This window comes from Bifidobacterium hominis, from assembly GCF_040095915.1.
Lineage (GTDB): Bacteria > Actinomycetota > Actinomycetes > Actinomycetales > Bifidobacteriaceae > Bifidobacterium > Bifidobacterium hominis.
Map to the genome: position 1 here is coordinate 285,718 of NZ_JBBMFR010000001.1, position 20,582 is coordinate 306,299.

The following is a 20,582-nucleotide window of genomic DNA, read 5'->3' on the forward strand; positions in this document are numbered from 1 at the left end:
ACGCCAGTCCGATTGTGGGCTGGCGTTTTTCATTATGCAACGGATGCGCATACGCTGACGTGCATGCGATTGGGATATTCGTAAGATGCGTGGAATGCCTGCGAAATACCGCGCTTCGGCAGCGTTTCCAAGGCACCTTATATGATGGATAGGTTGAGTGGAGTTCAGCGAAGCGTTCACGCTGAAGCGCAGATTTATAAGCAGACAGAAAAGGCGTACATTGGCAGACGAGCAGTTCCCCGCGGCAGTTACCGCACTTGAGGAATATCACAATATCGAACAGCAGATGGCCGAGCCGGAAGTCGCGTCGGATCCGGATAAGATGCGTAAGCTGGGACGTCGTCACGCTGAGTTGGGCGTCATCGTTTCCGCATACACCGCATACAAGCAGGTGAAAGACGATCTGGAGGCAGCCAAGGAAATGGCTTCCGAAGATCCGGATTTCGCGGAAGAGGCGAAACGTTTGGAGAGCGAGCTTCCAGCGGCGGAGGAGAAGCTGCGTACCGCGTTGATTCCGCGCGATCCCGATGATGCGCGTGACACGATCATGGAAATCAAGGCGGGCACCGGCGGCGAGGAAGCGGCGCTTTTCGCGGGCGATTTGCTGCGCATGTACATGCGATATGCGGAAAAGCGTGGCTGGTCGGTCGCCGTGCAAAGCGAAAACACCACCGAGCTGGGTGGCGTCAAAGACGTGCAGCTTGCCATTCGCGCTAAGGGTACTCCTGCGCCGGAAGATGGCGTATGGGCGTCCCTCAAGTATGAGGGTGGCGTGCATCGCGTGCAGCGTATTCCCGTCACCGAATCGCAGGGTCGCATCCAAACCTCCGCGGCTGGTGTCATTGTGTTCCCGGAAGCTGACGAAGACGATGATGAGATTGAAATCGATCAGAAGGATCTGAAAATCGACATCTTCATGAGCTCCGGCCCGGGTGGCCAGTCCGTGAACACCACATATTCTGCCGTTCGTATGACCCACATTCCGACCGGCATCGTGGTGAGCATGCAGGATGAGAAGAGCCAGATCCAGAATCGTGCGGCCGCACTGCGCGTGTTGAAGAGCCGCCTGCTCGCCATGAAGCACGAGGAAGAAGCCGCACAGGCCGCAGACATGCGTCACTCCCAGGTACGTTCGTTGGATCGTTCCGAACGAATCCGCACGTACAACTTCCCGGAGAACCGTATCGTCGACCATCGTACGAACTACAAGGCCTACAATCTTGACGCCGTGCTCGACGGCGATCTGCAGGCTGTGATCGATAGCGACATTCAGGCCGATGAGGCCGATCGTCTCGCCAACCAGAAGTAAGGCGTGGTGTGGCTACGGTATTCGAAACGGTGCGTTCCTCCGCGGCCATATTGAGCGCGGCGGGTGTCGACACTCCGGAACATGACGTCAAACTGCTGCTCGCCGAAGCCTTCCACGTTGATTTGCGGGACGTGGACAAGGCCATGCTTATGGGAGATGACGTTGGACATCTGAACAGTGCCTTGGCGTCCGATTCACCAGAATCGAGCGCTTGGGCGAATGCGAAAACCACCGGGAATACCGTCGCGGCGGCCATGGAACGGTTTCATTCCATGGTGGATCGTCGAGCCAAACGTGAGCCATTGCAACATATCACCGGCCATGCGCCGTTCCGCTATCTCGATCTGAAAGTCGGACCGGGCGTGTTCATTCCGCGACAGGAAACCGAACTTGTGGTGCAGGAGGGTATTGACTGGATCACCAAGCAAGGCATGTATTCGGCGAAGGTGGTTGATTTATGCGCGGGAAGCGGCGCAATTGGCCTATCATTCGTGTCGGAAGTGCCTGGAAGCGAAGTGTGGGCGGTCGAAAAAAGCGAGCAAACCGCGGAATGGACCCGTATCAATCTCGACGAAACCGCAAAGACGCATCCCAATATCGCCAGCAACTATCATCTGGAAATCGCCGATGCCACGCAAATGCCGACGCTGAACCAGCTTGACGGCACCGTCGATATCGTGCTCACGAACCCCCCGTATGTGCCTCTTGCGAGCATTCCGCAGCAGCCGGAAGTACGCGATTACGATCCCGATCTGGCGCTGTACGGCGGTTCCTCGGATGGCACGCTCATCCCGGAGCGCATCATCTCACGCGCTTCAAAGCTACTCAAGCCAGGCGGGCTTCTGGTAATGGAACACGACGTCACGCAGGGGGAGCGGCTTGCCGCTTTCGCACGTACTTGCGGTTTCGTCGATGCCGTTGTTCACAACGATTACACCGGTCGTCCGCGTTATCTGACGGCGGAAAAGCAAGTAATCGGATAAAACAAGACGTTCCGCGGCATGCCGGTGAAGATATAGCCGGAAGTTGAGTCTCACTATAAGAACATTTTATGCATGGCGCTGTCCGTCGGGCTATAAAGAACAATCGGAATGCACATGAAGAACGGATGGCAGCCATAAGCGGCCATTGCGGTTCCGCGCACGGGATTGAGATGAACATGAATGGCTTTCATGGTGCGCGTTGAGAGGAATGTGCGGCATTTTCAAGAAAAGAGGAAGAACGGAATGAACGTCAAGTTCTCCGCAAAGTGCGTTGCCGTGATCGCGGCAGGCGCAATGTCAATGTCCCTCGCTGCCTGCTCTGGCGGCAGCATGGACGGTTCTAGCAGTTCCAATGGTAGTGCGGCCAACAGCGATACCATCACGCTGGGATCCATCACCACCAACTCCGGTACCGCCGCCGCATACGGCGAGGCCGAAGTCGCCGGCTTCAAGCTGGCTGTGGACGAGATCAACGCCAAGGGCGGCATCAACGGCAAGAAGGTCAAGCTCGAGTCCATGGACGATAAGGGCGACGCCACCGAAGCCTCCAACGCCTTCAACAAGCTCGCCGGTGACGCCAGCGTGCTCGGCGTGCTCGGTCCGACCATCTCCTCCACCACCGCAGCAGTGGCTCCGCTGGCCGATCAGGCCAAGCTGCCGGCCATTGCTCCGGCCGCCACCTCCGACTCCATCGAGACTGGTGGCTACATGTTCCGCACCTGCTTCAAGGATTCCTATCAGGGTGAGATCGCAGCCAAGTTCGCAGCCGAGACCCTGAAGGTCAAGAAGGTCGCCGTGCTATACGGCACCGGCGACCCGTACTCCTCCGGCGTGGGCAAGGCTTTCGCCGATGCCGCCAAGAAGGCCGGTCTTGAGGTCGTGGCAGAGGAGAATTCCTCCAGCGCCGACGACACTGAGTACTCCTCCCAGCTGCAGAAGATTCAGGCCGCTGGCGCCGAGTTCCTGTACGCTCCGTACTATTACTCCGTTGCTGGCCCGTACATCATCCCGCAGGCCCGTTCCGTCGGCTACGATGGTTATGTGATGGGTCCTGACGGCTACGATGGCCTGAAGATGACCGACGATAAGTCGCTGTACAACAATGTGCTCTACACCACCCATTATTCTCCAGACGACGCCTCCAACGCCAAGGTGCAGGACTTCATCAAGTCTTACAAGAAGGCCAACAAGAACGCCGATCCAAACACCTTCACCGCACTGGCCTATGACTCCGTGTACATGATGGCTCAGGCGATCGAGAAGGCCGGTAAGAACGCCACCCGCGAGTCTGTGCGCAACGCTATCTCCGGTATGAGCTTCGAAGGCGTGACCGGCAACTTCACGCTCGACAAGAAGGGCTCCCCGAAGAAGTCCGTCATCGTCCTTGAGCTTAAGGACGGCAAGCCTCAGTACAAGACCACCATCCAGCCATCCAAGTGATTTCCATCTGCTTGAAGGCAAGGATTTTGAAAGCCTGAGCATATAAGAGGAGGGGACCGGGAAACCGGTTCTCTCCCTTTCGCGTATCAAGGCGTTTTATCCATATTCGTCGGGTTCGAGAGCCTGACGGCAGACAAATTTTTGAAAGGAGGAATGATGGGCGATCAGATCATCATGTTCATCAGCCAGATCTTCAATGGTTTGAAGATTGGTAGCGTGTACTCGCTTGTGGCACTTGGCTACACCATGGTGTACGGCATCATTCGTTTGATCAACTTCGCGCACGGCGATTTCATCATGGTCGGCGCATATGTGCTGATGCTTACCATTCCGGCAATCGTCGCGTTCGGCCTGCCCGCATGGGTGGCCGTCATTCCTGCGATCCTCATGTGCGTGGCGGTGGGCGTCATCGTGGAGAGGGCCGCATACAAGCCGGTGCGTGAGAAGGGCAACAGCATGACGGCCCTCATCACCGCAATCGCCATGAGCCTGTTGCTGGAGAATGGCTCCCAGGCCATCTTCGGCGCCGATTACCAGACTGTGCCAACGATCATCCAGATTCCGACGCTGTCGCTCGGCAAGCTGAAGATCGACGGCGCGACCATCATCACCATCGCGCTCGGCGTCATCATCATGGTCGCGCTGCAGCTGTTCGTCTCCCACACCAAGCAGGGCAAGGCCATGCGTGCGGTTTCCGAAGATAAAGAAGCGTCGATTCTGATGGGCATCAACGTGAACTCCACCATCACGCTGACCTTCGCCATCGGTTCCGGCCTGGCTGCGGTGGCGGCGCTTATGTACTGCATTTCCTATCCGCAGGTGTCTCCGATGATGGGCGCGATGCTGGGCCTGAAGGCATTCGTCGCGGCCGTGCTCGGTGGTATCGGCTCCATTCCGGGCGCTATGGTCGGCGGTCTGGTGATCGGCGTGGTCGAAAGCCTGACCAAGGCGTATATCGGCACCATCACCGGAGGTGTGATCACGTCCGCGTTCTCCGACGCCATCGTGTTCGGTATCCTCATCATCGTGCTCCTGGTCAAGCCATCCGGCCTGATGGGCGAACCGGAAACAGAGAAGGTGTGATCCCATGAAGAAATCAATGCTTTCCACCAAACAGTCCTATCTGATGTGCGCGATTGGCGTGGTCGTGCTGTTCGGCATCCTGATGGGCGTATGTGAATCCGGCATGGCCAGCGCCTATATCAAAGGCATCATGATGACCATCTGCATCGCCATCATCATGACCACTTCGCTGAACCTCACTATCGGCGTGCTCGGCCAGCTTACGTTAGGCTGCTGCGGTTTCGAAGCAATCGGCGCGTATTCCGCTGCTTTGCTGAGTAAGCTGCTCGTCGCCAATGGCGTTGCGATGGATCCGACTTTGCGATTCCTGCTTACCACCCTCGTCGGTGGTGTAATCGCCTGCATTTTCGGTATTCTGGTTGGCATCCCTGCATTGCGTCTGCATGGTGATTACCTCGCCATCATCACGCTTGGCTTCGGTGAGATCATCCGCGTGATCATCCAGAACCTGAAGGTTGCCGGCGGCATGGGTCTCGACAAGGGTGCCGCAGGACAGGCGTTGATCGGCATCGACCGTCTCGCCAACCTGTATGTCGTGTTCTGGATTACCGTCGTCACCGTTGTACTGCTGTTCATGTTTGCCCGCTCCCGTTACGGACGTGCCGTCAAGGCTATCCGCGACGACGAGATCGCGGCCAGCGCATCCGGCATCAACATCACTTACATGAAGGTGCTCGTATTTGCGATTTCCGCGTTCTTCGCAGGCATCGCCGGTGGCATCTTCGCGCAGTACATCGGTTCGTTGAATCCGTCCATGGCCGGATGGTTGCAGTCGATCAATTACGTGATCATGGTGGTGTTCGGCGGTATGGGATCGCTGACCGGTTCCATCGTCTCCGCCATCGGCCTGACGATTCTTCCGGAATTGCTGCGCGCCTTCTCCACCTACCGCATGCTCGTGTACTCGGTGGCACTGGTGCTCATCATGATCTTCCGACCGCAAGGCATCTTCGGCAACTGGGAATTCTCCCTGACCAAGACCATCAACAAGCTGTTCTACCCGATGAAGTTCAAGGCACACGGCAAGCCGAAGCAGGCTGAAACCGTTGAAAAGGTCAAGGCGTCCAAGGAATCCGTCAAGAACGCTAAGAAGACGACTGAAAAAGTCGAAACCGCTGAAAAGGTTGCTGAGACGGTCACCACTACCAAGGAGGCGAAGGCATGAGTGAGCCCATCCTCAAGGCCGAGCATCTCGGCATCACCTTTGGAGGCTTGAAGGCCGTATCCGACTTCAACATGACCATCAACTCCGGTGAGCTCATCGGTCTGATTGGACCGAACGGCGCAGGCAAGACCACTGTGTTCAACCTACTGACCGGCGTGTACCAGCCTACGGAAGGCGAGTTCTTCCTGGACGGCGAACGCATGAACGGCAAGAAGACGTACCAGGTAGTGCGTGCCGGAATCGCCAGAACCTTCCAGAATATTCGTCTGTTCGGTCAGATGACGGTGGAAGAGAACGTGCTGGTCGCGTTCAACGAATCGTTCAGCTACCGCATGGGCGGCGCGATTTTCCGCACGCCGAAATTCTGGAAGCAGGAACGTGAAATGCACGCCAAAGCCATCGACCTGCTCAAGATCTTCGGATTGGAAGGTCTGGCGGAAACCGAAGCCGCGAATCTGCCGTACGGCGCCCAGCGCAAGCTGGAAATCGCACGCGCCCTTGCCACCGGCATGAAGCTGCTTCTGCTCGACGAACCGGCCGCAGGCATGAATCCGACAGAAACTGAGGATCTGCTTAACTGCATCAACACCATCCGCGACCGTTTCGGCATCGCCATCCTGCTAATCGAACATGACATGAGCTTGGTGATGAACGTCTGCCAGCGCATCCAGGTGCTCGACTACGGACGCACCATCGCAGCCGGCACGCCGGATGAGATTGCCAACAATCCGCAGGTCATTTCCGCATACCTTGGTTCCGATGACGAAGATGACGAAAGCGAGGAGGAAGCCTGATGCTGGAAGTCAAGAACCTTTCCGTTTCGTACGGTGCCATCGAAGCCGTCAAGGGCATCAGTTTCACCGTGAAGGATGGCGAGATCGTGTCCTTGATCGGTGCGAACGGCGCGGGCAAAACCACCACGCTGCACACCATCACCGGTCTGGTGCCGGCTAAATCCGGTTCCGTGATGTACAACGGCGTGGACTTGCTGAAAACCCACAGCAACAAAATCGTGACCCTCGGCATGGCTCACATTCCCGAAGGCCGTCACGTCTTTACGCGCATGAGCGTTGAGGAGAACCTCGAAATGGGCGCGTTCAGCCTGAAGGACCAGTCGAGCCTTAAGAGGGATCTTGACATGGTCTACGGTCTGTTCCCGCGTCTGAAGGAACGTCGCAACCAAAAAGCCGGCACACTGTCCGGCGGCGAGCAGCAAATGCTCGCGATGGGCCGCGCGCTGATGAGCCATCCGAAGACGATCCTCATGGACGAACCGTCCATGGGTCTGTCCCCGAAGCTCGTCAAGGAGATCTTCTCCATCATCCGCAAACTGCACGAGCAGGGCATCACGATTCTGCTGGTTGAGCAGAATGCCAAGATGGCGCTGTCGATTGCAGACCGTGCATACGTGCTGGAAACCGGCCGTATCACGATGGAAGGCGACGCCAAAGAGCTGCTGAACAACGAGCAGGTGCGCAAGGCGTATCTGGGCGCCTGAGACAGTGTCCGTCTTGTTCCGTCGGCTGGAATCAGAAATAATTCCGGCCGGCGGATTTTTTATGCCGTTTCCGGTCTTATTTGCGTTGCAATGGGCCGGTGAATCGTCGTTTTTTTTTCATTGCGTCGTGATTGGTCCATTTTGCGACGTTTCGTGCCGAACACACGCGTCGATTCGCCTTATTCGACCGCATCCGCGTTCCATGCTTTACAATAGGTGAGTTGATTGGAAAGGGAGGTGTCATGAGCGAGATTTGCACAGTAAACGACGAATCCCTTGCCCGGGCCGTTGAAATCATCCATGATGGCGGATTGGTGGTCATTCCTACGGACACTGTGTATGGAGTAGCCTGTGATCCGCGCAATATCGAAGTGATTCGCAAGGTGTTCGCTGCCAAGAATCGTCCGAAATACAAATCGCTGCAGGTGTTGCTGCCGTCCATCGAAAGCTTGGAGAAACTGCATTTGACGCTGCCGGTGCCGCTTAATCGTTTGGCGGCCATGTTCATGCCGGGTGCGTTTTCGCCGATAGCGGAAGCGGAAAGCAATTGCTCACTTGCCACTTTGCGGCATGATCCGTCAACGGGCAGGGCCACGCAAGGCGTCCGTATTCCTAATTCCGCGGTCGCTTTGCGGATCCTTCGTGCCACAGGTCCGCTGGCTGCCACCAGCGCCAATCGTTCTGGCGAGGAAAGCGCGCAGACGGTTCAGGAAGCCGTCGCAGCGCTCGGTGATGCTGTGGATCTGTACTTGGATGGGGGAGCGACCCCCGGTCATGTGGCTTCCACAGTTGTGGCGGCTGATCCTCATGGGCGTGACGGCATTGCGATTCTTCGGGAGGGAGTGATTCGCGAGCCGGTTATCCGAAAGGCCTTGACGTTGAATGGCGGTGCTTTGGGCGTATGAGAATTTACCTGTTCATTGCTGCGATTGCTGGTGGCGTCACCTATCTGATTACGCCGCTGATTCGCCATATCGCCATTGAAATCGGCGCGGTCGGCGAAGTGCGCGCGAGAGACGTGCACACCATTCCAACCCCGCGACTGGGCGGTTTGGGCATGTTGATCGGCTTCACCGTGTCGATGCTGTTCGCATCCCGCATTCCGTTCATTCAGGGATTGTTTGCGCAATCGCAGCAGGCGTGGGTGATTCTCGCCGGCGCAGTTATGATCAGTCTGCTGGGCATGGCCGATGATTTGTGGGATCTTGATTGGATGCTCAAACTTGCCGGCCAGTTGCTGATTTCCGTGTTTGTGGCATGGGGCGGCTTGCAGATCATTTCACTTCCGCTTGGTTCGTTGGTGACGGCATCGCCGAGCCTGTCGATGGCCATCACCGCGTTTTTGATCGTCGCGTCCATCAATGCGGTCAATTTCGTGGATGGTTTGGATGGCTTGTCGTCGGGCATTGTGGCGATCGGCGGCATTGCGTTCGCCATTTATTCGTACATCATCGCCCGCAATTCGCCCTCATACGCTTCGATGGCGACGCTGATCGACATTGCCATGGTTGGCATGTGCGTGGGCTTTCTGCTGCATAACTGGCATCCGGCGAAGCTGTTCATGGGGGACTCCGGTTCCATGCTGCTTGGCTATCTGATCACCTGCGCTTCGATTGTGATGACCGGTCGTCTTGATCCCGCCAGCATTCATGCCAGCATCTATCTGCCGGTGTTCATGCCGATTCTGCTGCCGATTCTGGTATTGTTCCTGCCGATCCTCGACATGTGTCTTGCGATTGTGCGCCGCTTGCGTAAGGGGCAGTCGCCAATGCATCCGGACCGTATGCACCTGCATCATCGCATGTTGCGTATCGGGCATTCTGTGCAGGGGGCCGTGTTGATTCTGTGGGGTTGGGCAGCGCTGATCGCTTTCGGTTCGATTATGACGTTGTTTTTCAAAGCACAGTATGTGCTTATCGGATTTCTGATTGCGGCTGTGGTATTGACCGTCGCCACCATGTATCCGTATTTAAAGCATAGGATTCCTGAAATGCTGGAAGAGGATGCTGCGGACGGCAGCAGGCATGCGTCAGTACGGTCGTAGAAGCGCGGTAAAAAAACTGATTAAACGCTTTGCCTGACGGTATTGGTTGACTTTTGCGACACCCTTGTTTGACGTTGGTTTTGCCGTGTCGCAGTAAGTCAGCCCACGTTCATATAGTGGGTCTATGGCTACAATTCCTGATATGAATGCAGATTCCACGTACGCTCCACTTCCTCCGATTTTCGCACAGCTTGGCCTCGCCTATGATGATGTGCTGCTGCTGCCGAACGAGACGGATGTCATTCCGTCCGAAGTGGACACGACCACCCATCTGACCCGCAACATCACGATGAAGGTCCCGGCGATTTCCGCCGCAATGGACACCGTCACCGAGTCCGATATGGCCATCGCCATGGCTCGTAATGGCGGCATCGGCGTGCTGCACCGCAATCTTTCTATCGACGACCAGGCCGCTCAGGTCGACATCGTCAAGCGCTCCGAATCCGGTATGATTAACGATCCGTTGACTGTCAGCCCGGATGTGACGCTGGCTGATCTCGACAAGCTGTGCGGCCGTTTCCATATCTCCGGCCTGCCGGTCGTTGACAACGACAACAAGCTCGTTGGCATCATCACCAACCGCGACATGCGTTTCATCGCATCCGAGGATTACGACCGCCTCAAGGTTTCCGAGGTCATGACCCGCGAAAACCTCATCACCGGTCCGTCCAACATCTCCAAGGAAGATGCCCACGACCTGCTGGCCAAGTACAAGGTCGAAAAGCTGCCGCTGGTCGACGATGAAGGCCACCTCACCGGCTTGATCACCGTGAAGGACTTCGTGAAGACCGAGCAGTACCCGGACGCCACCAAGGATGAGCAGGGTCGTCTGCGCGTCGCCGCGGGCATCGGCTTCCTGGGCGACGCCTACAACCGTGCTTCCGCTCTGATGGAAGCCGGCGTGGACGTGCTCGTGGTCGACACCGCCAACGGTGAGGCCAAGCTGGCTCTCGACATGATCCGCCGCCTGAAGTCCGATTCCGCGTTCAAGGGCGTTGACATCATCGGTGGTAATGTGGCCACCCGTCAGGGCGCTCAGGCCATGATTGACGCCGGCGTCGACGCAGTCAAGGTTGGCGTGGGCCCAGGCTCCATCTGCACCACCCGCGTGGTGGCCGGTGTCGGCGTTCCGCAGCTCACCGCCGTGTACGAGGCCGCCCAGGCCTGCCGTGCTGCTGGCGTGCCTTGCATCGCCGACGGTGGCATTCACTATTCCGGCGACATCGCCAAGGCTCTGGTGGCCGGCGCATCCACCGTCATGCTCGGTGGCACCCTCGCAGGCTGCGAGGAAGCTCCGGGCGAGAAGGTGCTGCTGCATGGCAAGCAATACAAGCTGTACCGTGGCATGGGCTCCCTCGGCGCCATGGCTCCGCGCGGCAAGAAGTCCTACTCCAAGGATCGCTATTTCCAGGCCGATGTCACCTCCAACGACAAGGTCGTTCCGGAAGGTGTCGAAGGCGAAGTTCCGTACCGCGGACCGCTGAACGCAGTGCTGTACCAGATGATCGGCGGCCTGCATCAGTCCATGTTCTACATTGGCGCCCACAATATCGCCGAAATGCCGGAACGTGGCCGTTTCATCCGTATCACCGACGCTGGCTTGCGCGAATCCCATCCGCACGACATCGTCATGACCGCCGAAGCTCCGAACTACTCCGGTCGCCAGTGATTGCTGAATTCCGGTAATCAATAATCGGTAAAAGCCTCTTACTTCTCGGAAAAGACCGAAAGTAAGAGGCTTTATTCATATCTGCAACGCGAATATTTATATAAGAAAACCGCTTGACGAACCGTATTCCATCATGTTCACCTCACTTGTGCTGCGTGGTACCACCGAACGTCGCCTTATCGCCAAGTAGCGGCATTGATATACGAAGCAAATCGCGAAAAACAAGCATGACTTCCCAGTGCGTGGTTTTCCAATCTCCCTACCTCGCGGTATCTTCGAATGTTCAGCTGAAGCGTGCTGAGCGGCACGCGCACACGCAAAGGAAACGAGGCAAGATGGTTGACGCACATGACGGTGAAACATACACGGCGAAGGATTCACGCCTGATCTGGATCGACTGCGAAATGACTGGTCTTGACATCTTCCACGACGAACTGTGCGAGATTTCCGTAGTGCCGACGGACTTCGACCTCAACGTGCTCGACGAAGGCGTCGATTTCGTGATCAAGCCTTCCGATGCGGCCGTGGCCAATATGAACGATTTCGTGCGTGCCATGCACACCCGTTCCGGACTCATCAACGAATGGGAGAACGGCCTGAGCGTCGAGGAGGCCGAACGGAAAGTCACCGAATACGTGGCCCGCTTCACCCCGGACGGCGTCAAGCCGCTGCTCGCAGGCAACTCCATCGGATCAGACAAAAAATTCCTCGACCGTTACATGCCGAACCTCATGGAACGCCTGCACTACCGCGTAATCGACGTGAGCACGCTCAAAGAGCTTGCCCGTCGCTGGTATCCGGCCGTATACAGCAACCGTCCGCCGAAGAACGGTGGACATCGCGCGCTCGCCGACATCATCGAATCCTTGGATGAACTGCGTTACTACCGTAAGGCGTTCATGGCAGCGGCGCCCGGTCCTGACGCAGCCGAAGCCAAGGCGATCGCCGATCAGATCGTGGCAACCAGCATTTTGAACAACAACTGATTCCGCATATCGCACAATCGTTGGAAAACCTGATATTCCAACGAAAACATGGAAAGGACTCCAGTGAGTGCAGCCGATTGGACCAGCATCGAAATCCAGCAAGACATTCGCTTGGTGGTTGCCGATATGGACGGCACCCTGCTTGATGAGCATAGCGAGATTCCTCAAGGTTTCTGGCCGATGCTTGCCCGGTTGCGCTCGCGAGGCGTTGAATTCGTGCCGGCGTCCGGACGCCAGTACGCTACCTTGCGTGCCATGTTCGCCGATAAGGCGGCGCAGGTGCTTGACGGCGGCGAACTTTCGTATATCGCGGAAAACGGCAATGTCGTGGCCATTGACGGTAATATCGCCGAAGTGCACGGCGTCGATACCGATGTGACCCGCTGGACCATCGATACGGTGAACGCTTCTGCCGCGGCTGGCGAATACGATATGGGATTGGTGCTTTGTGGCCTGCGCACGGCATACGTGCAGCGCACGGACAAGCCGTTCCTTGACGAAGTCGGCAAATATTATGCGGCACTGGAGATTGTGGACGATCTGCATAGCGTGCTTGAAGATGTAATCGCATCAAACGGCGAAAGCGACATCATACTCAAACTGGCGATTCTCGATTTCGACGATGCCGAAACAATGGCCGCGGAAAAGCTGACGCCACTGAAAAACGATTATCAGGTGGTGGTTTCCGGCAAACTGTGGGTCGACATCATGAATGCCACAACCAATAAGAAGCAGGGCGTCGAAGCGTTGCAGCGCGTGCTTGGCATCACTGCGGCCCAAACGGCGGTATTCGGCGATTATCTCAACGATCTGCAGATGCTTTCGGCAGGGGAGTGGTCGTTCGCCATGGGCAATGCGCACCCCGCGTTGAAGCAAGCAGCGCATTTTGTGGCTCCATCCAATGCCGATCACGGGGTGCTTCAGGTTGTCGACAAGCTGATTGCGTAAGGAAGCCGTTTTTTCGGAATTGATGGTCGATTGAACAGGAAAGGCGGTGCGGCATGCGGCAGGCTGAGGCATTGGCGATTCTGCAAAGTGGCGCGAGCGTCTTTCTGACGGGTGCGCCGGGTGCTGGCAAGACTTACGTGCTCAATGAGTTCGTGCGTCAGGCCCGTGCCGAAGGTGCTGCGGTGTCGGTGACGGCGTCTACCGGTATCGCGGCCACGCATATCAACGGGCAGACCATTCATTCATGGAGCGGTGTCGGACTTGCCAACGCGCTCACCGACAATCTGATCAAAACCATACGTACCCGACGCAAACGTAAGCTGCAGGGCGCTGACATTCTCATCATCGATGAGGTTTCCATGCTGCATGCGTGGCTGTTCGACATGGTAGATCAGGTGTGCCGCATCATTCGACGTGACCAACGCCCGTTCGGCGGGCTTCAAGTGGTGCTGTCCGGCGATTTCTTCCAGCTTCCTCCAGTGAGTGTGGGTGGACGCAACCACGATCTGGTCACGCCAAGCCCGGAATTCGTGGCTTCCCGCGAACGATATGCGAAAGCGGGACTCAATCCAGATGGTTTCGTCACCGAATCATTGGTATGGCGGGAATTGAATCCCGCAATCTGTTACCTGACCGAACAGCATCGTCAGGATGACGGCAGTCTGCTCACCGTATTGACCGATATTCGCAACGGTTGCGTGAACGATGACGATCGCAATGTGCTCCTCACCAGACTGGGCGCAATCCCCGAACCTGGTCAGCAGGCCGTCAATCTGTTTCCCGTCAACAAGCAGGCGGACACGCTCAACGACATGCGCCTGTTCGAAATCAACGAGGAACCGCACGAATATTTCGCCGAAGCCGCAGGACCGGTCAATCTGGTGGAACGTTTGAAGAAAAACATGCTTGCCCCCGAACGCTTGCAGCTCAAAACCGGAGCCGCGGTGATGGCCGTACGCAACGACACCGACCACCAATTCGTGAACGGATCATTGGGCACCGTGCGCGGATTTGCCGCCGAAAACAAGGGCGGATGGCCGATCGTTGAATTTGAAAACGGCAATATCGTTACCATGAAGCCGAATTGCTGGGAAATGATGGACGGCGACACAGTGCTCGCCAGCGTCAACCAAGTGCCGTTGCGCTGCGCGTGGGCGATCACCATCCACAAATCGCAAGGTATGACGCTCGACCGTGCGGTGATGGATTTGCGGCGCACCTTCGCGCCCGGCATGGGGTATGTGGCGCTGTCTCGTGTGGAAGGCCTGCAGGGCCTGTATTTGGACGGTGTGAACGAACGCATGTTTTTGGTTTCGCCCGATGCGGTGCGCCTGGACGGCGAGTTGCGTCTCTCCTCGGCACAGGCGTCCGATACATTGGCTCACGATGGCATCGCCGCGTTCCAGCAGATGACTGCAGTCTCCGACGATGACGAGTTCGCGCAGGATGCGCTGTTCTAGTGCGGCGATTGCCTTGTTCGGCATTTACGATGATTTTTGGGATTCGACGGATATGACTGTTGTGTTCCGTCCGTGCATCGCCATACATCGGTGAACGGGTGTCTGGATTGGGCTTACGTCCCCTTGCCTGAGTAGTTTTGGGCATATGACTAAAGCACTTCGTATGTCCACCATGTTCCTGCGCACTCTGCGTGAGGATCCCGCCGATGCAGATGTCGTATCGGATAAGCTTCTGCAGCGCGCCTGCTACCTGCGCAAGGCCGCTCCGGGTATTTGGACCTGGCTGCCGCTGGGCCTGAATGTTCTGAACAAGATCGAAAACATCATCCGTGAGGAAATGGCTTCGATCGACGCCCAGGAAGTTCACTTCTCCGGTCTGCTGCCGCGTGAGCCGTATGAGGCCACCCATCGTTGGGAAGAGTATGGCGACAACATCTTCCGTTTGAAGGATCGTCATGAGGCCGACTACCTGCTGGCACCGACCCATGAGGAAATGTTCACCTTGCTGGTCAAGGACCTGTACTCCTCCTACAAGGATCTGCCGGTTACCCTCTACCAGATTCAGACCAAGTATCGTGACGAATTCCGTCCGCGTGCAGGCCTGATCCGTGGCCGTGAATTCATCATGAAGGACGCCTACTCCTTCACGCTCGACAAGGAAGGTCTTGTCAAGGCGTATATGGACGAGCGTGGCGCCTATGAGCGTATTTTCAACCGTCTCGATTTGAAGTATGTGCCGGTGCACGCCATGGCCGGCCCGATGGGCGGTTTCGAATCCGAAGAGTTCCTTGCTCCGATGGAAATCGGCGAAGACACCTTCGCCCAGTCTCCGAGCGGCAAGGCTTGGAATGTTGAGGCGCTGACCACTCCGGAACCGGAAGCCATCGACTTCAGCAACACTCCGACCGCTGAAAAGCGTCCGACGCCGAATGCTGAAACCATCGATCAGATGGTTGAATTCGCCAACGCCAACCATCCGCGTTCCGACGGCCGCGCGTGGGAGGCTTCCGATATTCTGAAGAATGTGGTAATCGCCGTGATGCATCCGCAGGATGACGATCATGACGAGCCGTGGCGCGAACTGGTGGTTGTCGGCGTGCCTGGCGATCGTACCGTCGACATGAAGCGTCTTGAAGCGCAGTTCACTCCGGCTGAAATCGAAGAGGCCACCGACGAGGATCTGAAGAAGCATCCGGAACTCGTCAAGGGCTATATCGGCCCGATGGCGTTTGGCCCGCAGGCTCGCGGCGGTGAAAAGGCCGAAAACGCCAACGAAACCGGCGAAGCGTTGCGTTACCTTATCGACGCGCATATCGCCCGCGGCTCCGCATGGTTCACCGGCGCTGATGAAGCCGGTGTTGACTACTACGATCTCGTGTATGGCCGTGACTTTGAGGCCGACGGCGTGGTGGAGGCCGTGCAGGTTCGCCACGGCGACATGAGCCCGGACGGTTCCGGCCCGCTGAGCTTCGAACGCGGTGTGGAAATCGGTCAGGTGTTCCAGCTCGGTCTGAAGTATTCCAACGCGCTCGGCCTGAAGGTGCTTGACCAGAACGGCAAGACCGTGCCGGTGTGGATGGGCTCCTACGGCATTGGCGTGTCTCGTGTGATGGCTTGCATCGCCGAAACCCACCATGACGAGAAGGGCTTGGCATGGCCGGCCATCATCGCTCCCGCCCAGGTGCATGTGGTGGCCACCGGCAAGGATGCGGCCGCATTCGAAGCCGCCGAGCAACTGATCGCCGAGCTGGAAGCCAAGGGCATCGAAGTGATCTTCGATGACCGCAAGAAGGTTTCCCCGGGCGTCAAATTCAAGGATGCCGAGCTTATCGGTGTGCCGCTGGTCGCCGTCGCAGGCCGTGACACTGTCAACAATGGCACCATCGAAGTGCGTGACCGCAATGGCGAGAACGCCGAAGCCGTGCCTGTTGCCGACGCCGCTCAGGTGATCGCCGACCGTGTCGCCGCACTGCTGAGGTAATAATCTTTTTTCCGATTATTTCAGCATATATAAACGGGAGATTATGGATGTTCCATAGTCTTCCGTTTTTTTATCTAGAAAACAGATAGACGGAAGCATGATTTTGCGGAAAACATGCACATATCGACAGTGCATTGCTGTGGATAAGTGAAATTTATCCACCGACTATCCACGACTCGCCCGAAACGGCGTCCTCTATCCACATTTGTCGGTTGCGCTTGTGTCAGTATGGTCGAATCGGTGATAGTGGTTCTACCGCGGAAACGCAAGGAAGCGGAAAGGCGTGCAGAACCCCTCTCTCGCAACCCATTTCTCCGACTGCACGTTGCTTTCGCACCTTCATCGGTGCTTTCCGCGGCCCCTTTATTTACCAAAGCGACAGAAAGGGCCGATCATGGCACAACAGCAAGCTCTCATCACCATCACCGGATATGTGGGCGCCAATCCCACGCAATTCAACAAGGATGGCATGCCTCATGCCAGCTCGTTCAGAATGGCAAGCACCAGACGGTATTTCGACAATCGCACACAGCAATGGAAAGATCTTCCCACCACGTGGATCACGGTGAAAGCGTACCGGAATCTATCCGAAAACATCTGCCAATCGTTGAAGAAAGGCGAACCGGTTATTGTAATGGGTTCGCTTGCCACGGAAACATGGGCCGATATGAATGGTAAACCGCAGTCGCGCATTGTGCTGGAAGCCAGCGCGGCAGGACATGACCTCAACCGTGGCGTCACTACGTTGCGCAAGTTCGTCAAGCCAAACGACCAAGCCCAACCGGAAACGAAGGGCATGGAACCTCAAGTGGGAGTTGACCCGTTCGCAAGACATGGCAGCGTGGCTCCGGTTGAGATAGTGGTTCCCGAAGATGATGAAGCCGCCGAATTCTCGGGAGATTCCGAAGAATTCGGCGGCGACATACATTAGGAGGCATCAATGCCTTGTACGATTGGAGACGATTGCCTACTGATGATGCGGCTCGCTACCAGATGCGCACGCGCTGATCGGGATCAAGCCACATGCCGTCCTCAGGCTTCACATCGAACGCCTTGTAGAACAGATCAACGTTGCGTGCGATGCCGTTCGTGCGGCATTCAGCGGGGGAATGCGGGTCGATCTGCAGATACTGCTCCGCCAGCTCGTCACGATTCTTGGTGCGCCAGATGGATGCATAGCTGAGGAAGAAACGCTGCAATCCGGTGAAACCGTCGATTTGCGGCGCTTCAGCCAGCGAATCCTCAATTGCGTCCATGGATCCGTTCTTCTCACGGCCGGCTGTCTCGTCAAGGGCGAACGAGTACGCCTTGAGTGCGATGTTCACGCCACTTAAGTCGCCGATGTTCTCTCCGATGGTCAGCGCGCCGTTCACATGCGGAGCCTGGGTGGGATCATCGGCGTACTTTTCGGCAAGCTGAGTCGGTACGAATGCGTTGTACTGGTCGATGAGCTTCTGCGTGAGCTGTTCGAAATTGGCTTTGTCTTCTTCGGTCCACCAATCGTTGAGCCTGCCGTCGCCGTCATACTGGGCGCCCTGATCGTCGAAACCGTGGCCGATCTCATGACCGATCACCGCGCCGATACCACCGTAATTTGCGGCGTCTTCGGCGTTCGGATCGAAGAACGGCGGCTGCAGAATGGCGGCCGGGAACACGATCACGTTCATGGTCGGCTCATAGTAGGCGTTCACCGTCTGCGGGTTCATCAGCCATTCGTCCTTGTCAACGCTCTTGCCGACCTTGGCCAACTGGTAGCCGGTCTCATACAGGTTGGCGGCACGCATGTTCTCGGCGAAACCGGCATCCTCATGTACGTCAAGCGCGGAATAGTCACGCCAATGGTTCGTGTAACCGATCTTCGGCACGAACTTGGAGAGCTTCTCCAACGCCTTCTGCTTGGTTTCCTCGCCAAGCCAGGCAGAACTGGAGATGGACATGCGGTAGGCGTCGATCAGATTGCCGACCAGCTGTTCCATGCGTTGCTTCGACGACTCGGGGAAGTGCCTCTTCACATATTCGCGGCCCACATCCTCGCCGCAAATGCCGTTGACCAACGAAACGCCACGCTTCCAGCGCACACGCTGCTGCTTCTGGCCAGACAACGTCTTGCCATAGAATTCGAAATTCGTCTCATCGAATTCGTGCGGCAGCTCCAATGTGGATCCGATGATCACATGCACGCGAGCCCACAGCTTGAGATCATCAAGATCCGCGGTCTTCCAGAACGCGTTAAGACCGGTGAGGAAGCTCGGCTCATGCACCACCACACGGTTGAAAACACCGCGGAAATCAAGCGGTTGCACCTGTGCTGCGGAAGTCTGATCATATGCGGACTGCCAAGATTCGATCCATGCGTCGAAATCATAATCGGCGAGCATGCCGCTCAATTCCGCATAGTCAGTGGGATTATAGGTCTTCACCGAATCACGGGTGGCTACATTGTCCCAATGGTTCGCGGCGATACGCGTCTCAACATCGAGGAAACGCTTGGCATCGGCTTCGGCTTGCTCGCTATCGGCGGCAAGCTTCGCGTTCTTGAGCTGCTTGGCCACCATATCGACGTACGCTTCGCGAATCGGCGCATAGTGGTCTTCACGGTAATACGCTTCATCGGGCAGACCCAAACCGGCCTGCTCAACATGGATGATGTTGGTTTCGGGAGCGCCGGGATCGCCATATACGGCAATGCCAATCAAGTCAGGGCCGCCAGCCGGATTCATCGCGCCCAAAGCGCGGGTGAGTTCGGTTTTGCTGGCAGCGGCATCAACGGCCTCAAGCTGGCGTTCGATGGCGGCGAGCCCGGAAGCGTTGATGGCATCGACGTCAAGGAAGCTTGCATACAGGGCGTGGGACTTCTCGGCAGGGCAGTCATCGTCCTCGAGAATCTCACGAATCTGGTTTTCGGCGTCTTCGGCGAGCTTGTCGAACGAACCATAACGGGAACGGTCGTCAGGAAGGCGATACATGTCGATCCACGGGCCGTTGACATAGCGGAACAGATCTTGCGCAGGGCCGGTCACGGCGGAGAACGATGCCGGATCAATACCCGAATTCAAAGTGGTACTCATGACTTCACACTATCCATCTTTGATGACAAAACAGTGTATCCGAAACAAATAATCGTCATTATGCAATTCCATATGCAAGACGCGATTGCCTGATCGCAAGAAACGCATGCACTGTAGGGCGTACGAAGTAGGGTTATAAGCATGATTGAACTGAAAACACCGAAAGAGATCGAAGAGATGAAGCCGGCCGGCCGTTTCGTCGGCGGTATTCTGCGTGATCTCAAGGAATTCACCAAAGTTGGTACCAATCTGCTGGAAATCGACGAATTCGTGCACAAGCGCATCGTCGATCGCAAGGGAGCCGAATCCTGCTACGTCGACTACGCTCCGGATTTTGGCACTGGCCCGTTCGCACACTACATTTGCATTTCCGTGAACGATGCGGTGCTGCATGGCGTTCCGTTCGACTACAACCTGAAAGACGGCGATCTGGTCAGCCTCGATCTGGCGATTAACGTCGACGGTTGGGTTGCCGATTCCGCCATCAGTTTTGTGGTAGGCGAGCATAAGGATCCTGAGGATCTACGTCTGATCAAGTGCACCGAAGAGGCTTTGGAAGCCGGTATCGCCGCCGCACAGCCGGGCAACCGTCTGGGTGATGTTTCCGCGGCCGTCGGCGATGTGGCCCGCGAATACGGTTATCCGATTAACCTTGAATTCGGCGGTCACGGCGTCGGCCGTATCATGCACGGCGATCCGCACGTGCCGAACGATGGCCGCGCCCACCACGGCTACAAGCTGCGTTCGGGCCTGGTCATCGCTATCGAACCGTGGTTCCTCAAGACCACCGACGAGATTTACCAGGATCCGAAGGATGGTTGGACGCTGAAGAGCTCCGATGGTTCCCGTGGCGCGCACAGCGAGCACACCATTGCCATTACCGATAATGGCCCGGTGATTCTCACCGTTCGCGACAAGTGATCAGTGGTTGTCGAAAACGTTGTGATT

17 protein-coding genes are annotated in these 20,582 nt (G+C 56.8%); 16 read left to right on the top strand and 1 reads right to left on the bottom strand.

Annotated elements, in window-relative coordinates; genetic code table 11:
- The first annotated feature begins 220 nt into the window (after positions 1-220).
- The 15 genes from prfA (at position 221) to WMO36_RS01385 (ending at position 17,497) form a co-directional block, all read left to right on the top strand.
- On the top strand, positions 221-1,309 hold the full coding sequence (gene prfA, locus WMO36_RS01315; RefSeq protein ID WP_033500916.1) for a peptide chain release factor 1: 1,089 nt from the start codon (positions 221-223) through the stop codon (positions 1,307-1,309).
- Between the two features lie 8 nt (positions 1,310-1,317).
- Positions 1,318-2,292 carry a peptide chain release factor N(5)-glutamine methyltransferase gene (prmC, locus tag WMO36_RS01320; protein WP_349076510.1) on the top strand — a complete coding sequence of 325 codons (975 nt, stop codon included), beginning with the start codon at positions 1,318-1,320 and terminating at the stop codon, positions 2,290-2,292.
- A 243-nt stretch (positions 2,293-2,535) separates the two neighbouring features.
- On the top strand, positions 2,536-3,732 hold the full coding sequence (locus WMO36_RS01325; RefSeq protein WP_099570880.1) for an ABC transporter substrate-binding protein: 1,197 nt from the start codon (positions 2,536-2,538) through the stop codon (positions 3,730-3,732).
- A 156-nt stretch (positions 3,733-3,888) separates the two neighbouring features.
- Entirely contained in the window at positions 3,889-4,815 is a 927-nt protein-coding gene (locus WMO36_RS01330) for a branched-chain amino acid ABC transporter permease (protein ID WP_099570879.1), read from the top strand.
- 4 nt (positions 4,816-4,819) lie between these two features.
- Positions 4,820-5,980: a branched-chain amino acid ABC transporter permease gene (locus WMO36_RS01335; protein WP_349076512.1), complete on the top strand. Its 1,161-nt coding sequence runs from the start codon at positions 4,820-4,822 to the stop codon at positions 5,978-5,980.
- Complete coding sequence (locus WMO36_RS01340) at positions 5,977-6,774, top strand: ABC transporter ATP-binding protein (protein ID WP_033500921.1); 798 nt, start codon at positions 5,977-5,979, stop codon at positions 6,772-6,774. The genes WMO36_RS01335 and WMO36_RS01340 overlap by 4 nt, the downstream gene beginning before the upstream one ends.
- The gene (locus WMO36_RS01345; protein ID WP_099570878.1) at positions 6,774-7,478 is read left to right on the top strand and encodes an ABC transporter ATP-binding protein; all 705 of its coding nucleotides are present in this window, start codon (positions 6,774-6,776) and stop codon (positions 7,476-7,478) included. The genes WMO36_RS01340 and WMO36_RS01345 overlap by 1 nt, the downstream gene beginning before the upstream one ends.
- Before the next feature lie 242 nt (positions 7,479-7,720).
- A complete protein-coding gene (locus tag WMO36_RS01350) occupies positions 7,721-8,383 on the top strand; it encodes an L-threonylcarbamoyladenylate synthase (protein ID WP_099570877.1) in 663 nt (220 codons plus the stop codon).
- A complete protein-coding gene (locus WMO36_RS01355; RefSeq protein WP_099570876.1) occupies positions 8,380-9,522 on the top strand; it encodes an MraY family glycosyltransferase in 1,143 nt (380 codons plus the stop codon). Before WMO36_RS01350 ends, WMO36_RS01355 begins: the two co-directional genes overlap by 4 nt.
- Positions 9,523-9,646: 124 nt before the next feature.
- Positions 9,647-11,191, top strand: a complete 1,545-nt coding sequence (guaB, locus tag WMO36_RS01360) for an IMP dehydrogenase (RefSeq protein WP_003835694.1) — start codon at positions 9,647-9,649, stop codon at positions 11,189-11,191.
- 335 nt (positions 11,192-11,526) lie between these two features.
- Complete coding sequence (gene orn / locus WMO36_RS01365) at positions 11,527-12,177, top strand: oligoribonuclease (protein ID WP_349076517.1); 651 nt, start codon at positions 11,527-11,529, stop codon at positions 12,175-12,177.
- Positions 12,178-12,225: 48 nt separating this feature from the next.
- The gene (locus WMO36_RS01370; RefSeq protein WP_349076518.1) at positions 12,226-13,125 is read left to right on the top strand and encodes a Cof-type HAD-IIB family hydrolase; all 900 of its coding nucleotides are present in this window, start codon (positions 12,226-12,228) and stop codon (positions 13,123-13,125) included.
- 53 nt (positions 13,126-13,178) lie between these two features.
- Positions 13,179-14,585, top strand: coding sequence for a PIF1 family DEAD/DEAH box helicase (locus WMO36_RS01375; protein ID WP_099570873.1), 1,407 nt, complete (start codon positions 13,179-13,181; stop codon positions 14,583-14,585).
- Positions 14,586-14,730: 145 nt separating this feature from the next.
- Positions 14,731-16,566, top strand: coding sequence for a proline--tRNA ligase (locus WMO36_RS01380; RefSeq protein WP_099570872.1), 1,836 nt, complete (start codon positions 14,731-14,733; stop codon positions 16,564-16,566).
- 394 nt (positions 16,567-16,960) lie between these two features.
- A complete protein-coding gene (locus WMO36_RS01385; protein WP_144164840.1) occupies positions 16,961-17,497 on the top strand; it encodes a single-stranded DNA-binding protein in 537 nt (178 codons plus the stop codon).
- 55 nt (positions 17,498-17,552) lie between these two features.
- On the opposite strand, the gene WMO36_RS01390 is transcribed toward WMO36_RS01385, so the two are convergent.
- Positions 17,553-19,634, bottom strand: coding sequence for a M13 family metallopeptidase (locus WMO36_RS01390; protein ID WP_349076521.1), 2,082 nt, complete (start codon positions 19,632-19,634; stop codon positions 17,553-17,555).
- Positions 19,635-19,775: 141 nt separating this feature from the next.
- Here WMO36_RS01390 and map point away from each other — a divergent pair, with 141 nt between their 5' ends.
- Entirely contained in the window at positions 19,776-20,555 is a 780-nt protein-coding gene (gene map / locus WMO36_RS01395; RefSeq protein WP_099570869.1) for a type I methionyl aminopeptidase, read from the top strand.
- Positions 20,556-20,582 lie beyond the last annotated feature (27 nt).

Excerpts from the sequence above, each read along its gene's own strand:
- WMO36_RS01325 (WP_099570880.1), top strand. The coding sequence starts at position 2,536 with ATGAACGTCAAGTTCTCCGCAAAGTGCGTTGCCGTGATCGCGGCAGGC.
- WMO36_RS01330 (WP_099570879.1), top strand. The coding sequence starts at position 3,889 with ATGGGCGATCAGATCATCATGTTCATCAGCCAGATCTTCAATGGTTTG.
- WMO36_RS01335 (WP_349076512.1), top strand. The coding sequence starts at position 4,820 with ATGAAGAAATCAATGCTTTCCACCAAACAGTCCTATCTGATGTGCGCG.
- WMO36_RS01340 (WP_033500921.1), top strand. The coding sequence starts at position 5,977 with ATGAGTGAGCCCATCCTCAAGGCCGAGCATCTCGGCATCACCTTTGGA.
- WMO36_RS01345 (WP_099570878.1), top strand. The coding sequence starts at position 6,774 with ATGCTGGAAGTCAAGAACCTTTCCGTTTCGTACGGTGCCATCGAAGCC.
- WMO36_RS01350 (WP_099570877.1), top strand. The coding sequence starts at position 7,721 with ATGAGCGAGATTTGCACAGTAAACGACGAATCCCTTGCCCGGGCCGTT.
- WMO36_RS01355 (WP_099570876.1), top strand. The coding sequence starts at position 8,380 with ATGAGAATTTACCTGTTCATTGCTGCGATTGCTGGTGGCGTCACCTAT.
- guaB (WP_003835694.1), top strand. The coding sequence starts at position 9,647 with ATGGCTACAATTCCTGATATGAATGCAGATTCCACGTACGCTCCACTT.
- orn (WP_349076517.1), top strand. The coding sequence starts at position 11,527 with ATGGTTGACGCACATGACGGTGAAACATACACGGCGAAGGATTCACGC.
- WMO36_RS01370 (WP_349076518.1), top strand. The coding sequence starts at position 12,226 with ATGGAAAGGACTCCAGTGAGTGCAGCCGATTGGACCAGCATCGAAATC.
- WMO36_RS01375 (WP_099570873.1), top strand. The coding sequence starts at position 13,179 with ATGCGGCAGGCTGAGGCATTGGCGATTCTGCAAAGTGGCGCGAGCGTC.
- WMO36_RS01380 (WP_099570872.1), top strand. The coding sequence starts at position 14,731 with ATGACTAAAGCACTTCGTATGTCCACCATGTTCCTGCGCACTCTGCGT.
- WMO36_RS01385 (WP_144164840.1), top strand. The coding sequence starts at position 16,961 with ATGGCACAACAGCAAGCTCTCATCACCATCACCGGATATGTGGGCGCC.
- WMO36_RS01390 (WP_349076521.1), bottom strand. The coding sequence starts at position 19,634 with ATGAGTACCACTTTGAATTCGGGTATTGATCCGGCATCGTTCTCCGCC.
- map (WP_099570869.1), top strand. The coding sequence starts at position 19,776 with ATGATTGAACTGAAAACACCGAAAGAGATCGAAGAGATGAAGCCGGCC.